This window comes from Hyphobacterium sp., assembly GCF_965228115.1.
Classification (GTDB): domain Bacteria; phylum Pseudomonadota; class Alphaproteobacteria; order Caulobacterales; family Maricaulaceae; genus Hyphobacterium.
In genome coordinates this window covers 638,959-655,246 of record NZ_OZ245794.1, presented here as the reverse complement: position 1 = coordinate 655,246, position 16,288 = coordinate 638,959, and the positions used below count along the sequence as shown (strand labels likewise).

Sequence of the window (16,288 nt, the reverse complement as noted above, 5' to 3'; positions counted from 1 at the left end):
TTGAGGTTTCGTTATGAAGTCATCGCTCCTGATTGGCACCGCAGCTTCGGCTCTTTTGCTCGCGGGCTGTTCCCAGCAAGAAAACGATGCGGCTGACGCATCTGACACAATGGTGGATGAAGCCAGCATGGCTGAAATGGACTCTGCCGTATCCGAGACGCCGATCGAAGAGAATACGAGCGGCCCGAATCCGGCGATCGAGAACAATCCGCTTCTCGCGGAGTGGACGACACCACATGGTGCACCACCATTCGATTTGATTTCGGAAGAACATTTCGTCCCGGCGTTTAATGCGGCGTTCGAGTCTCATTCCGCGGAAATCAACGCAATCGCGTCTAACAGCGAACCGCCCACCTTCGACAATACAATCCTGGCGATGGAAACCTCCGGCGTTGACCTGGGCCGGATCAGCCGGGTCTTTTTCAATCTGGCCAGCTCAGCTTCGAATGACGATATCCGTGCCATTCAACGCGAAATGAGCCCGCGCCTCGCTGCGCACTCGGCCTCGATCACGTTGAATGCCGATTTGTTCGCTCGGATCGACAGCCTGTACCAGCAGCGCGATTCGCTGGGTCTGAATGCCCAGCAATTGCGTTTGCTTGAAACCACGCACCACGACTTCGTTCGCGCCGGAGCTCAGCTGGAGGGTGACGATCGGGAGCGATTTGCAGAGGTGCGTGCAGGTCTTGCTGGTCTGTACACCCAGTTTGCCCAGAATGAACAAGCTGACCGGGAGGGCTGGACGCTTGCGCTGGACGCGGAAGATCTTGAAGGCTTGCCGGACTATATCGTCTCGGCTGCGGCAGGTGCCGCCGCAGATCGCGGTCTGGAAGGACATGTCGTCACGCTTGCCCGTTCCAGTGTCGAGCCCTTCCTTCAGACTTCGCCGAACCGTGAACTCCGCGAAGAGGCCTGGACGGCCTGGATGACGCGCGGCGACAACGAGAACGACAACAACAACCACCAAACCATCCGGGACATCCTTCAGCTTCGCCTCGAAATGGCAAACCTGTTGGGATATGAAAGCTTTGCGCACTACCGGACGGGCGGCACGATGGCCGGTACGCCGGATGCGGCGCTTGAGCTCATGGAACAAGTTTGGTGGCCGGCCCGGAACCGGGCTCTGGAAGAGCAGGGCGATATTGAGGCCCGCATTGCCGCCGCTGGTCTCGATCACGAGGTGGCGCCATGGGATTGGCGCTATTACACCGAGCAGGTCCGCGCCGAACGGTATGATCTCGACCAGAGCGAAGTGAAAGCCTATCTGCAGCTCGATAATATGATCGAGGCGCAATTCTATGTGGCCGAGCGCCTGTTTGGTATCAGCTTCAACGAGCGTTTTGATATTCCCACCTACCACCCGGACGCGCGGGTCTGGGAAATGACCAATCCTGAAGGCGAGGTGATCGGCCTGTTCTACGGCGATTATTTTGCGCGACCGGGCAAAAGGGGCGGTGCGTGGATGTCCAGCTTCCGCCCACAAAACGGCGTGAACGGCGACATTCCGATCATTATCAATAACTGCAATTACAACCGCCCGGCCGAGGGTGAACCGGCTCTGTTGTCCTTTACGGATGCCAGCACGCTGTTCCACGAGTTTGGCCATGCGCTTCACGGTCTCTTGTCGGCGACTGATTACCCAAGCCTGGCGGGAACATCTGTAGACCGCGATTTTGTCGAATTCCCGGCGCAGATTTACGAGCACTGGCTGGAGCAGCCGGAAGTGCTGGAGCGTTTTGCGCTGCATCACGAAACCGGGGAGCCTATGCCGCCGGAATTGCTTGAGCGTGTGCTACAGGCTCAGACCTTCAATCAGGGCTTTGCCACGGTTGAGTTCCTGAACTCCGGCTTCGTGGATATGGCGTACCACCTGGAACCCAATCCAGCCGATGTGGATATTCACGAGTTCGAGCAGACCGTATTGGCAAGCCGGGATAATCTTGACGCCATCCCTATGCGCCACCGCTCGCCACACTTCCTGCATACGTTTGCAGGTGAGGGCTATTCGGCTGGCTATTACAGCTATCTTTGGGCGGGCGTGCTCGACAATGATGGCTTTGCTGCCTTTGAGGAGGCTGGCGACATCTTTGATCCTGAATTGGCGCAACGCCTACTCGACAGCGTGTTCTCAGCCGGTGACAGCGAACCGGCCATGGATGCCTACGTCGGTTTCCGCGGGCGCGAACCGAGCGTCGAGCCGCTCTTGCGGAACCGTGGTTTCATCGAGACCGGCGGCTGATCCTTTAGCGAAATCCAGACAAGAGCCCGGGCAATCCTTGTTGTCCGGGCTTTTTTGTTGCCGAACACAAAGACGCGTACGCATTCGCCTGCTTGTTGTCACCATTTCAGAAAAAGGTGGCGGAGACGAAGGGATTCGAACCCTCGATACCTTGCGGTATACTCCCTTAGCAGGGGAGCGCCTTCGACCACTCGGCCACGTCTCCACGGACGGGTTTAGCCGGACCCACCATCTGTGATCAAGCACGCATAACGGTTCAGCTGTAGCGGGATATTAACCCTGACGGGGTAAGCACGATCTTCCTGGTGGGTAAAACAAAAAACTAAACGGGAAGTCATATGAACCGCTTTAACTGGAAACAGGCAGGATTGACCTGTCTGGTCGCTCTGGGTGTGGCGTCAACGGCTGCGATTACAGGCTATCTGACGCTTGATCCCTATTTTGAAGACCGGCTGATGGAGCAGAGCGCGCTTCACATAGAAGAACGCGCCAACCGTCAGCGAGCCTTGTTTGAGGATGTCCGGGCCATCGAGGTTGCAGCAGAACGCAGCTTTAGCCGGCGGCTCGCGGCAATCGGGGATCGCGATGTGTCGGCAGAGTTCGACCGTTTATTCCCGCTATATGGAGACGGTACCCGCCGCTCCGTGCCTGAATTGTTTGAGGGGCAGGCCGATGAGCGTGGAGATTTCGTTTATGGTGTTGGCGCCTTTATCCCGAATGCGGACGCCATGACTCCGGACCGTCAGCGGCGTTTGCTGGCGGCTTATCACACGGTTCGGCAAACCGGCGAAGCGATTAATTCGCGGTTCGATAACATCTACTTTTTCACGCCTTACAATGACCTCATCATTTTCGCTCCACAACGCGAGGATCGCTTGGAATTCTACAGGATGAACGCGCCTGCGGACTTTGGATTTCAACATCAGATGACGGCAACCGTCGTGGATCCCGTGAATAATCCACTTGGAATAACGGCGTGCACGGAATTAACGCGCCTGCTTTATGTGGAAGATGGATCGGCTTTGACCACAGGATGTCACACGCCTATCCGGGCTGGCGGGCGTCATCTGGGTGCGTTTGGCATCACGATATCGATGCAGACCTATCTCGCCAATGCGATTGTGGATGCTGAACCAGATTCTGAGAATATGATCCTCACGCGGGATGGCGATCTGATCGCCCATCGGGAATTATTGTTTGCTGAAGTTCTGACCCCGGAACTGGTCAATGGTGCCAATCTGTCAGCCCGTTCCGATATCATCTCGGAAGCAATCCGGGCGGACGGAAGAGCCAATGGGGTCGTCGTAACGAGTGACGACCGGATCGTGGCGTATGCCCGCATTGAAACTCCGGGCTGGTATTTTGTGATCAGCCGCCCGGGATGGCTGGTGCATCGGCAGGCGTCCAAGCTGGCGGGCATGATCTTTATATTTTCGTTCCTCGGCGTTTTCTCACAAGCAATTGTTCGCTGGCTCTATCGATGGCTCAAGCGGCAGGGCAATGCTCGGGACAAGAATTCGGAACCGCGCTGGTCAGCAGCCTGAGGCAGACAACAAAAATAACTCTGGCCGGATGCGTGTGACATGGGTAAGAGGCGGCCAACTTCCCGGCCGCCTCGAGTCCCAGAATGTCTGTATCGCCCGAAAAACTTCGTAACATCGCCATTGTCGCTCATGTGGATCATGGCAAGACAACGCTTGTCGATCAGCTCCTGCAACAATCCGGAACTCTGGGGGAGCGCGCTGAAGCCACCGAGCGCATGATGGACTCCAACGATTTGGAGAAAGAGCGCGGCATCACCATTCTCGCCAAGAACACGGCTGTGACCTGGCGGGATTGGCGGATCAACATTATCGACACGCCTGGTCACGCCGACTTTGGTGGCGAAGTAGAACGCGTCCTGTCGATGGCGGACTCGGTTCTATTGCTTGTCGATGCCGTAGATGGCCCGATGCCACAAACAGCCTTCGTGACCCGGAAAGCGCTTGAGCGCGGATTGAATCCGATTGTTGTTGTCAACAAGATTGACCGTCCAGGTGCCCGGCCCGACTGGGTGGTCGACCAGACTTTTGATCTTTTCGATCGGCTGGGCGCGACCGACGAACAGCTGGATTTTCCGGTCGTATTCGCCTCTGCCCTGAATGGCTTTGCCGGTCTGGATGCTGATGCGCCGGGCGACGACATGACCGCGCTGTTTCAAATGATTGTGGACCATACGCCGCCGCCCCCTGTGGATCTGAACGGACCGCTTCAGCTGCAAGTGAGTGCGCTTGACTATTCGAGCTTTACCGGCGTGATCGGGATCGGCCGGATTCGCTGCGGCTCGTTGGCGAAGAACCAACAGGTCACCGTGATCGGTGCGGACGGTAAGACGCGACGCGGCAAGATTCAGCAGGTTTTGGGCTTTCACGGGCTCGAGCGCATCGAAATGTCGAAAGCGACCGCGGGCGATATTATTACTTTCACCGGGTTGGACCCGCTGCATATCTCGGACACGGTCTGCGCGCCTGAGGCGGTTGAAGCCCTGCCTCCATTGTCCGTGGACGAACCCACCATCGCCATGACCTTTCAGGTCAATGACAGCCCCTTTGCCGGGCGCGATGGCAAGTTTGTAACCAGCCGGAACATCGCTGAACGGTTGGAACGCGAACTCATCCACAATGTCGCACTCCGTGTGGAACAGCTCGATGAGGCCGATAAGTTCAAGGTGTCCGGGCGGGGCGAGCTTCACCTGTCTGTCCTGATCGAAAACATGCGGCGGGAAGGCTTTGAGTTGGCGATCTCCCGGCCACAAGTTCTGACGCGTGAGATTGACGGTGTTCTGAGCGAGCCCTGGGAAAATCTGGTGGTCGACCTGCCAGAAGAATCGCAGGGCACGATTATGGAGAAGCTGGGCGAGCGCAAAGGTCAGCTGAAGAATATGGTTCAGGATGGCCAAGGCCGGGTTCGTCTCGATTATGAGATTCCGACCCGGGGATTGATCGGCTTCCGGTCAGAGTTTCTGACAGCGACATCCGGGGCCGGTTTGATGTTTCACACCTTCGACCATTACGCGCCGCGTGTTCCCGGTGAAATCGGACAGCGCCATAACGGGTCACTGGTGTCCATGGTGGATGGCAAGGCGCTGGCCTTCGCCCTGTGGAATCTACAGGAGCGAGGCCGTTTGTTCATCGGGCACGGGACGGATGTCTATGAGGGCATGATCATTGGCATTCATTCCCGCGATAACGACCTTGCAGTGAACCCGACCAAGGGCAAGCAGTTGACCAATATCCGGGCTGCGGGGGCTGACGAGGCGATTATTCTCACACCTCCGATCAAGACCACGCTCGAATTTGCACTGGAATTTATCAATGATGACGAGCTCGTGGAGGTGACGCCGCAAACCATCCGCATTCGAAAGCGTTGGCTGAAAGAACACGAACGAAAGAAGGCCAGCCGGGCTTCGGCGGCCTGATGCTCCGCAATAGCTTTACGACTGCCTCCGAATCGCCTCAAGCAAGGGTTGTAATGGCCAGAAAGGCCGTCGCAACTCAGAAAGAGGAGACTGATATGCTGAAGATGAAGAAGCTGCGGAAATCCACTCCGAAAGCCAAGCGCGTCCTTTACTGGGACTAGGGCTTACCGATTTAAGCGCCTCGCAGCCTCCACCCGGCTGCGGGGCGTTTTTCGTTTACAGTGTTGGTCATGAATACGCTCCTGGAAAAGTGTGGACTCGAGGCTGAGGCGGCTTTCGCCGCGGCTGAAAAGGATGCAGCGGCTTTCACACAGACCGCGTGTGATCTGTTCGGAAAATGGGATCTGGCCTCGGAAGTCTCGTTGGACACATTATTCGAGGCGGCCAAGAGGACCGAAATTGCCGACCAGGGCGGGTCGCAGAAGCCAGGCCTTATCGAGCTCTTTCGCGGCGAGCATGTGCGGATGGTGGCTCATCTCTGGTCGGATGCGGCCGACCGGCTACATCAGCATGACTGGACCGGAGCTTTTCAGGTCATTGAAGGCCAGTCGTTCAACGCGATCTACGAATTTGTTGAAACAGCCCGGATTGAAGAATTCAGCATTGGTGCCCTTGCGCGGACGGATTTGAAGATATTCGAGCCGGGTGCCATTCAGCCGGTGATAGAGGGAGGGGGGTTGATTCACAGCGTCGTCTATTCCGGAAAGCCCGGGATGGCGATCAGCTTGCGGGTGGCAGGCGAGGGCGCCAGGGGAGCGTTCGAGTATTTGAGGCCGGGCTTGCGGGCTCCGTCACACCGGCGGAGAGGAAACAGCGCATCGCAAGTCGATCTGCTGGCCCAGGCGCTTCAAGTTGACGAGGAATTGTACTGGCAGAGACTGGCTGAGCTGGCTGGCAATCTAAGCGGTGCTGGCTTGCTACGTCTACTGGATGCGGCGGCATTTGATGGACTGCCGCTTCCAGGTGATCCCCCGGACATGATTGTTGCCCGCTTGCCGGAGGCCGGTTTAATCCTTGAGTCGCTAAACGACATTGAACGCAGTGATAAGACGCGGGAGCTGTTGAGTGAACATTCGCATCCGGAATTGCGCAAAGTTATCTGCGCGATGTTTCACAGCGACAATCGGACCGAGCTGCAAGAGAGCCTTCGGCGAGCCGGTTTTGCCGAGCCTGTCAGGGCGATCGGACTGGCTCTGGGGGCCTTGCTGATTGACGCTGAAGAATCCGATGCACCACCGCCAGACCATTTGATTGATGCGCTCGGCGAAGCGGCACTCACAGGCAATATTTCAGAGGCGCTCACGGCGATGGCAGTTGCCGGAAAGGGTGCGCCCTATTTGCAAGATCATGCCGCGTTTGTGAGGCAGGCATTTGATTCGATGGAGGAGGCACCATTTTTTCGATGCCTCCTCAAGCCCTGATCAGTCCGCTGGCCGCTGGGCATCCCGGAGCGCCCGGAACTCATTCCCTTCATACCAGTTTGGCCAGTCATTGGAGTTCGCGACGCGTTCGCCCAGCAAATAGAGCAGGGTGGCATCACGTGCCAGAGCGTCGAAGTCCCAGTCATAACTGAATTCATCAGACGGTTGGTGATAGTCACGCGCGCGGTAAGCGGCGTTCAATTCTTCGACATGGCCCGCGCCCAGTTCGATATTCACCGAGCCGGTGTCGGCATAGATCATCGGAACGCCTCGTTTGGCGAGCGAGATATGATCTGACCGGTAGAAGTATCCGGCTGCCGGGTCGGGATCCGGCGAAAGTGTCCGGTTCTGAGTTGCGGCGACGACGGCAAGGTGATCTTCGAGCTCCGATGCGCCATAGCCAATCACCACGATATCGCTGGTCGGACCCGTGGGCAGCATGCCGTCCATATTGAGACCGCCGACCGTTTGTTCGAAGGGCACAAGGGGTGACGTGGCATAATATTCAGAACCCAAAAGGCCGGATTCTTCAGCGGTCACAGCAATGATCATCACAGACCGTTCTGGCGGATTGGCCGCAAAGGCTTGCCCGATCTCCAGGATGGAACTCGTGCCCGTCGCATTGTCGATCGCGCCATTGTAGAGCACGTCCCGGTCCGAGCCGAAGCTTTCCCGAATGCCGATATGATCCCAATGGGCCATGTAGAGAATGTATTCATCGGGCCGTTCTGTTCCCTCGACCACGCCGGCAACATTCCTCGAAGCCAGAAATTCGTGATCGGTGACGATCGTGCCGTTTGCGACTGCACCCGGTATTTCAACCGGCTCGAATCCAGGCTGATGCGCAGCTTCAACCAGGGCGTCAAAATCCAGGCCAGTTGCGTCGAACAATTCCCGGGCCCGTTCGTTGGTAATCCAGGTTTCGGCACCCACGAATGGCATGGAGTCTTCCGGGCGTTGGAGATCGTATTGCGGGCCAGACCAGGATCCGGAGACCACATTCCAGCCATAGCTGGCCGCTTCGGTTTCATGAATGATGATGACGGCGTCCGCCCCCTGACGCGCGGCTTCCTCATATTTGTAGGTCCAGCGGCCATAATAGGTCATGGCATTGCCGTTGAAGAGGTCGGGGTCGCCCGACGCAAAGCCGGGGTCGTTGATCAACATGACAACCGTGCGGCCTTCCACATCGAGACCAGCGTAATCGTTCCAGCCATATTCTGGAGCGACGACGCCATAGCCTACAAACACCAACTCAGAATTCTCGATTGAAACGGTCTCGTCGAGTCGCCGTGTGCCGTAGACGACATCCGTCAGTAATTCGAGGCCCATGGGTTCGCCATTAACGGTGATATCAAAACCGGATGCGCCGACATTCATGGTGGCTTCGACCAGTGGGACGGCCTGGAAATAGCTGCTATCCTCACCGGCCGGCATCAGGCCGGCGCTTTCCATTTCATCGGCCAGCCATTGGGACGCAAGAATGCCGCCCGGTGTGGCGGGCGCTCTGCCCTCGAACTCGTCGGACGCCAACGTCTGGATCCGCCAGGCAAGGTCCTCGCCCGTAATTGCTGCGGAAGTCTCCTGGTGTGGCGGACGTGCGTTCGGGTCCAGCTGTGTTGTTTGCGTCCCTTCGGGACCGCTGGCGAAAGGCTGATCAGCCGCCGCCTGAGAGATGCTCTCCTCCATGTCCGGATCAGCAGTGGCTGTATCTGTCGGTTGGCTGCAACCAACCAAAACCAGACTTGCCGCAGCAGTTAGAAGCATTGCACGCATGATTTCCCCTCCTGAATTGAGGGCATTGTCTTCAGCAGAGTTGGAAATGCAATTCTCTGAAACAGATCAATGCGTTATAATATAACGGCTACGGTGAGGGCGGCGGCGAGCAGCATCGCCGCAGTTCGCTGCAATGAGATCAGGTGGGCGGACAGAACCATCAGACGAATTGTGGTTGAAGATCGATGCAATCCTGACGATTATCTGCCGGTTCCAGTCCGAGATTCGTGCGATGCGTTTTTTGTCCCTTTGGTTTTGCGTTTGTGTGTGGGTTGGTTCGTCCGCAACGGTTTTCGCTGATCCGCCCGTAGCGCGGGATGATGACATTGAACTCACGGAAGGCGAGCCAGCGATATTCAATCTGTTCGCTGACAATGGAAACGGATCAGATTTCGACGCCGATGGAGATCATTTTTTTCTGCTTGCGCTTGGCAGGCCGCCCTCCACCAACAACACGCAAAGCTTCAGCGGCGAGCATTATTTCAGTCCTCGAGGTTTGGGCGAGCTAAGCTTTGATGAAAATGGCAATGTTTCGATTCAGCCCACCTATGAGGCCATGGGGACTGGCGAGGCTTCGCGTGCAGAACTGGAATACATAATCCAATCAGGCCAAACGACGCGGCAGGCCCTGGCCGGAGCGCGAACCGGCTACGAGGCGCAAAATTTTGTCTCCGACAATCAGTATGTTGCGACGATCGAGCAGATGGCATTCGAATTCGATTTCAATGCCGATGGAAACAATGACATATTTATTCGCATCAGCACCAATGAGCCTGATCCGGCAAATGACAGGAATTTCTTCCACTACCTTGTCATTCTGTTTGATGTTTCGGTTCTTGCCGATGGCATTGTTGATCTGAATGAACTGACCGGTGCCAATGGAACTGCCTTCCAGTTTCCGTCAAACGGAACGCAAAACGCGCGCATTGTTGGCGACATGACGGGTGATGGTGCAGCCGACATCTACTTTTCCAGAAACTTTGCCTACACGGGTCAGTTTCAGCAGCGACTGAACCGGCAAGACGGGCAGATCCTCCTCGGGCGTCCAGACGCTGAGCCCGGTGGACTGCAAGTTTATGCGTCGTATGGCACGGCCCGCATGGCCCTGTTGAGCTTTGAGGATATTGGCTTGACCGTCCGAGACCCTTTGATCGGTCAGGGCGATATCAACAATGACGGCCTTGCAGACCTTCTGGTTCCCTATTGCCGATCAGAATTCAATGTTCACCCCGCATTCCTCGGAATTGTTCTCGGGTCCCCGACAATAAGCGGTGAGCTCAATCTCTTTGATCTGATCACCAATAACGGTAGCAGCATTGCGCTGGCCGATGATGATTGCCGCATGCGTGGTCTCGGAACCTGGCTTGAAGACCGCAATGGCGATGGCGTGAACGACTTTATCTTGCCGATCGATAATGCCGATGGCGGCTCCACGATACTGTTGGGTTATGGCGTCGTGGGCAATTATCCCTCCTCCCTGACCTTGTTGGAGGGACCTTTCCCGCGCGCCTACGGCTTCACCTTTTTCACCGAGAACGATCACATTGTTAAAGACATTCTGTCGGGCGGCGACTTTAACGGGAACGGGCGAAACGAATTCATTTTTAACTCGCGTTCGAGCGAGGGAAATAACTTTGTGACTGTGTTGGACTCCCCATCGACAATCGATTTTTTAGCCGGAGTGAGTCTGGAGTCGTCTGTTAGCAATGGCACCGGTTTTACTTTGCGGGAGAACGGACCCGGCAATCATTTCGAGGTTTTTGCCGCTGATCGCGTGTTTGCAGACCTGAATGATGACCCGTTCGATGACTTTTTACTGCGTTTCCAACAGCGGTTTGACACATTTTCCCGCATTGGCGGCGGGCTGATCTATGGTCGTGACGCTCCCCTGCCGGCGGCTGTGTCTTATGAAAATCTGTCCGCGACCGGTGTCGACACGCTTTTTGACGGTCCCTTCATCAGAGACAATAACCGCTGCGTTCGTTTTTTTGGGGGGTTCGGCCCCGATCTGAATGCGGATGGCACGGATGACGTCTTTGACGGTACGTTGAGCCGAATTGGCGGTAGTTGCCGGTTTGGGCTGGACGGCAATCCGGTCGGAGCGGCTTTTGAACCCGAGACGGCAAGCGCAGATATTCGCATCGCCATGCGCGGCGTTGATAGCCCTATTCAGTTTGATGATGCGACGCTCAATGTTGTCGTAGGCATGCCAAACCTGCGCAGCAGTGTGACCTCATCTGTTTCTGACGAAGATTTGCTGGATCAATTATTTGTAAGCGCCGTGAATGGTGACGCGCGCTTGGTCGGTCGCTGGATACCGCTTTCGCAGGGCGGGCGTATGCAGGTGCTGGGATCTGGCGAGGTCTATTTTGACGTTTACCAGGAACATCGTGATCTCGCTCGCAACGAAATCATCACCGAACAGTTTACCGCGACGATGAGCTCAACTGGTGGAGACTCCGCGACCGCCACATTCACGGTTCGGATCACCGGAAGCCCAGTCGTTGTTGAAGCCAGGCCCGATTTCATTGTTGGCAAACCCGGCCAGACCATTACCGGAAACATATTCAGTGATAATGGAGCCGGAGCTGACTATTCCGAATCCGGACAGGCGGCACTCTATCGTGCCTATGTGGTGCGGGGGCCGTCTCGCGAAAGCCAGGACTTTGTTATTGGCGAGCGGCTGACCCTCAATGCCGGTGGCGAGTTGCTGTTGAATGCAGATGGCAGTTTCGAATTTACTGTGCCGCAATCTGCCGGAGCTGGTTATCCGCGTTTCCCGGTAAATTACTTTATTCGCGACGCCCAACTCGGCAGCGCATCTCAGGAAATTGCCTACTTTTCCACTGAAGGCATTAACGATGAGATGGTTGAAATCCAGCTCAACATTATTGCGCCGCCGCGGGAATTTCCGGTGGTCTCATCCGGGCGTTTTGAATGCGAGGACGATTGTCTCATTCGTCGTTTCGCAGATGAGCAAGGGGTGATCCAGTGGAGCCGCAGACAATCTGTTGATGGCCGGGTCCTCGAGGTCACAGACATGACTGGCCCCTGCGCTGATGCCGATTATTCGAGCTATATTTGCCGGTTTGATCTGACCGAAGACACAACAATTGATATGACCTTCGCGTATTCTGACGAAGGCGATGCCAGAGTTTTTGCATCCGTTCTTCCTGCGGCGCGTTCGATGGAGGTTGGCGGCGCACCCGCGACAATTTTTGCAACCATCGCCAACAGCGCCCGGACCGTCGCCACGAATTGCTTGATAAACACATTCTCACCGTTCCCGATGGATATTTCCTTCCAGCGCACGGATGCTGCAAACCAACCCATCGGCACAGCCAATGAACTGGTCGATATTCCAAGAGGTGGCCTGCAAACCTTTGTCGTGGCCTTCGAAGCGACCGGTGAGATCGAAGGTGTGGATTTCTTCCCGCAATTCCGTTGCAGCAATGGTTCTGTGACGCCTATCCGCGGCGTGAACTCCGTGTTCCTGTCGGCGTCCGATACGCCCGTTCCGGACATTCTGTCGATCGGGGCCACCCCGTCCGGCGATGGGGTGATCCGAATTCCGAGCGTCGGCGGGATCAGCTTTATGAGCGCGGCGGCGATCAATATTGGCGCGGGAGATCCAGCACCCGATGGACTTGAAGCGCGTTTGTCGAATGAAGCCACAATCACGGTCACGGCCGATACCGGATTGGCCAATCTGCCGTTGACGATTGAGGTTTGTGAAACTGACACGCAGGGCCGCTGCCTGGCACCAAGGTCTGCGGATGTAACCACACAGATTGGCGACAGCGCCAGGACGTTTGCGGTGTTTGTGCGGGCGTCCGGCGATCAGGGCGTTGCCTTTGATCCAGCAAATGCGCGAGTCTATCTCCGCTTTACGGATTCCAATGGCGTGGTGCGCAGCGTCACCAGCGCCGCTGTGACGGCGCCGGCACCGGAATCCGGTGCGGATATCGCGGGTATTTGGGCGCTCACGGCCGTCACAGGCGACCAGCAGATAGAGCGCCAATTGATTATTGATCGACAAGGGCGGGCTTTGATGCTGGGCGAGAGCGCATCCGTCCTCGCGCTTCGGGTGGGAGAGCTTGCCGACGGTGTGCGGTCCATCGAATTGGCGGATCCCGCAGGCGGTCCGGTCTTTGCTGGCTCGGTTCGTGAAGGTCTGTCGCTGCACCTGACGGACGTATCCAGCGGGCGTGTTTTCAGAGGCGTGCCCGGCCAGCCTGTTCCGGCAAGTCCGGAGGCCGGGCGATATATTCTGACGGATCAGTCAGGCGCTGAAGTTGGGCTGGCCAGCATCCTTGCGGATGGCTCCATGACGGGTGAGGCGCTGGGATGTGGTTTTGCCGCCGAGGTCGGCTCGACCGTCCTCCAAGAAACCGGATTTGCAGCCTGTGAGGCGTCATCCGGAATTGTTTCTGTCATCACCCGGTTTGATTTTGATCAAAACCGGTATCGCCCTGCGCTCGTGCTTTCGGGCCTGACGGAGTCTGTGTTCTGGATGGAGGCTGCGGACCCGAGCTAGCGGCCGATTGCGCGCCCGCGAACGCCCGGCAGACCGCAAAGATTGGTCATGCGCCAACCCGCGGACGTCTGGACGAGCTCGCAGCGGAAGTAATCCTGACCGCGATTGCCCGGCAGACGGACAATCTGTTCGGGCGCAAAAGTCACACTGCCGCCGGTCATCGAGCGGAACCGGTCCTGTTGATAAACGGCGATGGTGCGCTGGGTCGTAATGACATTTCCCTCACCATCCACGCGGCGCGGCATATCGATGACGCAGGGCGGGGGCTGGGTCAGGACGCCAACAATCGTGCCGCCCGTATAGCCCTGATTTCCCCAGAGATGATTGTTGATGTAGGGGTCGCGACGTTCCAGCATGCGCCGAGCCTGTCCTTGGGTGGAGAGGCGCGCAAGCGTTTGATGATCGCGGGCAATGACGGCGCGGAAGATCTCGAACTCTTCGCCCACAGGCGCACGGCAGGCCAAAGTGACGGGTTCTGGCGCGGTCGTCGTACAAGCTGCCAAACCAAGCGTAGAGGCCAGCACCGCCCCGGCCAGATATTTCTTCAACATGGTCATCCCCGCATATTGCACGCCGCCGCAAGGCCGCTGATAAGGTCTAGCATGCGATGGAAACCCGATAGAGGTAAATACGCGATTATGATGGCCGGTGTTTAAACTGAAAGATCAGCTTAAACCGCATCGATCGGCACCTTGATGTAGCGGATGCCATTGTCTTCTGGTTCCGGCAGGTGGCCTGCGCGCATATTCACTTGCACCGAAGGCAGGATGAGCTTGGGCACGGCCAGGCCGGCATCGCGCTCGGTGCGCATTTTTACAAACTCATCCTCGTTGGTGTTGTGACCGACATGAATGTTTTTGGCTTTCTCTTCGCCAATTGTGGTTTGATAAATGTAGTCTGAGCGGTCCTTCGGCAGATAATCATGACAGAGGAAAACGCGCGTTTCGTCCGGGAGCGCAAAAAGCTTCTGGATGGATTGGTAAAGCGCGCGTGCGTCCCCGCCCGGGAAATCACAGCGTGCTGTTCCGAAATCAGCCGCAAATAGCGTATCGCCAACAAACAGCGCATCACCGATCAGATAAGACATGCAGGCCGGTGTATGGCCGGGCGTGTGGATGGCTTTGGCGTCCAGCTCGCCGATTTTGAATGTCTCACCATCTTTGAACAAATGGCTGAATTGCGAGCCGTCGGTGGCCACGCCATTGGCATTGAACAGCCTGGTGAAAATCTTCTGCACGTCCTGGACATGCGCACCAATGGCGATCTTTCCGCCGAGTTGTTCCTGTAAATAGGGCGCAGCTGAGAGGTGATCGGCGTGGACGTGGGTTTCGGCGACCCACTCAATCGTCAGGCCGCGATCCTTGACCGTCTGGATGATTTCATCGGCGGCGGTCGTGTGCGTCCGACCTGAGGCGGAACAATAATCCAGCACGGAATCGATAATCGCAGCGTGATTGGTCGCGGGGTCAATGACGATATGGGTGATCGTATTGGTGTCGTCATGGAAGAAGCTGAGTACTTCAGGATTCATCGGGTCCTCTCCCTTATTGCCAAAACATATGGCGACGCTTTACACACTTCGGAAGTGGACAAAACAGCACAGAGGGTATGGGAATGAGTGAGCTGGAAAACATGTCGCCGAAAGCCGTTCAGGACGCGCTGGATGCGGGCGAGATTTTGCTGATCGATGTGCGTGAAGCCAATGAATATGGGCTGGAGCGTATTCCCGGTGCTTTGCTGTATCCCTTGTCCACGCTAGACCCGAAGGCCATTCCGGTGGGTGGACCAAAGCGGGTGGTTTTCCATTGTGCCGCCGGACGCCGTTCGGCCATGGCTGCCATGCGTTGTCAGGATGAAGGCGTAAATGTCGATGCGCATTTGGAGGGCGGTCTTGGTGCGTGGAAAGAGGCCGGCCTTGCCATCATCGAAACCGATCCGCTGACCGGGCAGGTGAAGGGCGGTTAGGGCGGCGTAAGTCGGGACACAATGTTCATGCAGCATCGCCCGTTGGAAGATATACACAACGAATTGAATCAGACGCTGGATCGTTTAGTTTTAGGGCTTTCAATTGGTTGTAATTCCCACGATTTGGCTGGCGTCAAAGAGCTGTTCCTAGCAAACGAACACACAGAAGGGTTGTGTTTACTGGACTCAATTCTGAATGGTAAAGAGTTACCTGCAGCGTCGCTGAGGCTGTATGATCGTTTGGTCGTGCTTTCGGACGAATACGCGGCGTCTTTCAGAGCGGAATCTCGTTTAGCGTTTGGCATACCGGAGTTCTTGGCGCGCCCGTTTCGAGTTGTTCTCGGGTGGGGGGAAAAGCCAAATTGAATCAGCTAGTGCTCTCAAACATTGCGATACGGATCATTTGGCTTTGCCGCTTCGTTTTTGGTGTCGAACGGACGGTTGTTCGCCACGGGCAATCTTTATCGCGGGAACAGCTGAATGAAATTCAGAACGAGTTGGAGGGATCTGTTTTTGTGGGCGAAGTAGCCCAGAATGGCGACTGCGTCGTTGTTGAATGGTCACTAATAGATCCGATTTTCGTTGTCTTTTCGGTCTTGATCGCGCTTTTCCTTGTTTCGTTCCTTGGGTCGTTTATCGCGGGACTAATCATGCTTGAACCATTTCTCGTTCTACTTGGTCTTGCCGGAGTCGCCGTGATAGCTGTGATTTCCCGCTTTGGAATGGCGTCCTACCGCCCATCCATTCGTGAAGCTTTGCGATCAATAGATCAGTGATTTTCCAGACAGAGACCGTGAGGTTTGATCGCTAAACGGGTATAAGAAATGTACGACTGACTCTGCCCACTTGTTTTAGCATGTTAAAACGCTATATCGACACTCACGGAGGTGAGT

At 56.3% G+C, this 16,288-nt stretch carries 11 protein-coding genes and 1 tRNA gene; 8 read left to right on the top strand and 4 right to left on the bottom strand.

Annotation, left to right across the window (positions count from 1 at the left end; translation table 11 throughout):
- The first annotated feature begins 13 nt into the window (after positions 1-13).
- Positions 14-2,239 carry a M3 family metallopeptidase gene (locus tag ACO079_RS03625; RefSeq protein ID WP_421791859.1) on the top strand — a complete coding sequence of 742 codons (2,226 nt, stop codon included), beginning with the start codon at positions 14-16 and terminating at the stop codon, positions 2,237-2,239.
- A gap of 117 nt (positions 2,240-2,356) precedes the next feature.
- Here the strand turns inward: ACO079_RS03625 and ACO079_RS03620 are convergent.
- Positions 2,357-2,444 (bottom strand) — tRNA-Ser (locus ACO079_RS03620).
- A 133-nt stretch (positions 2,445-2,577) separates the two neighbouring features.
- Here ACO079_RS03620 and ACO079_RS03615 point away from each other — a divergent pair.
- The 3 genes from ACO079_RS03615 (at position 2,578) to ACO079_RS03605 (ending at position 7,117) form a co-directional block, all read left to right on the top strand.
- Positions 2,578-3,783, top strand: coding sequence for a PDC sensor domain-containing protein (locus ACO079_RS03615; protein WP_421791857.1), 1,206 nt, complete (start codon positions 2,578-2,580; stop codon positions 3,781-3,783).
- Positions 3,784-3,866: 83 nt separating this feature from the next.
- Entirely contained in the window at positions 3,867-5,696 is a 1,830-nt protein-coding gene (gene typA / locus ACO079_RS03610; RefSeq protein ID WP_421791855.1) for a translational GTPase TypA, read from the top strand.
- 230 nt (positions 5,697-5,926) lie between these two features.
- The gene (locus ACO079_RS03605; RefSeq protein ID WP_421791853.1) at positions 5,927-7,117 is read left to right on the top strand and encodes a hypothetical protein; all 1,191 of its coding nucleotides are present in this window, start codon (positions 5,927-5,929) and stop codon (positions 7,115-7,117) included.
- On the opposite strand, the gene ACO079_RS03600 is transcribed toward ACO079_RS03605, so the two are convergent.
- Positions 7,118-8,893, bottom strand: a complete 1,776-nt coding sequence (locus tag ACO079_RS03600; protein ID WP_421791852.1) for a M28 family metallopeptidase — start codon at positions 8,891-8,893, stop codon at positions 7,118-7,120.
- Positions 8,894-9,026: 133 nt separating this feature from the next.
- On the opposite strand from ACO079_RS03600, the gene ACO079_RS03595 reads away from it, so the two are divergent.
- A complete protein-coding gene (locus tag ACO079_RS03595) occupies positions 9,027-13,430 on the top strand; it encodes a hypothetical protein (RefSeq protein WP_421791851.1) in 4,404 nt (1,467 codons plus the stop codon).
- Here ACO079_RS03595 and ACO079_RS03590 read toward each other — a convergent pair.
- Together ACO079_RS03590 and ACO079_RS03585 are read right to left on the bottom strand one after the other, a co-directional pair.
- Positions 13,427-13,981: a hypothetical protein gene (locus tag ACO079_RS03590; protein ID WP_421791850.1), complete on the bottom strand. Its 555-nt coding sequence runs from the start codon at positions 13,979-13,981 to the stop codon at positions 13,427-13,429. The genes ACO079_RS03595 and ACO079_RS03590 overlap by 4 nt on opposite strands.
- 119 nt (positions 13,982-14,100) lie before the next feature.
- Positions 14,101-14,961, bottom strand: a complete 861-nt coding sequence (locus ACO079_RS03585) for an MBL fold metallo-hydrolase (RefSeq protein ID WP_421791848.1) — start codon at positions 14,959-14,961, stop codon at positions 14,101-14,103.
- 83 nt (positions 14,962-15,044) lie between these two features.
- Between ACO079_RS03585 and ACO079_RS03580 the strand changes: the two genes are divergently transcribed.
- Genes ACO079_RS03580 through ACO079_RS03570 form a run of 3 tightly spaced genes read left to right on the top strand, consistent with a single transcriptional unit; the run spans position 15,045 to position 16,171 of the window.
- A complete protein-coding gene (locus ACO079_RS03580; protein WP_421791846.1) occupies positions 15,045-15,395 on the top strand; it encodes a rhodanese-like domain-containing protein in 351 nt (116 codons plus the stop codon).
- 27 nt (positions 15,396-15,422) lie between these two features.
- Entirely contained in the window at positions 15,423-15,761 is a 339-nt protein-coding gene (locus tag ACO079_RS03575; protein WP_421791844.1) for a hypothetical protein, read from the top strand.
- Positions 15,758-16,171, top strand: a complete 414-nt coding sequence (locus ACO079_RS03570) for a hypothetical protein (RefSeq protein ID WP_421791842.1) — start codon at positions 15,758-15,760, stop codon at positions 16,169-16,171. Before ACO079_RS03575 ends, ACO079_RS03570 begins: the two co-directional genes overlap by 4 nt.
- The last annotated feature ends 117 nt before the right edge of the window (positions 16,172-16,288 follow it).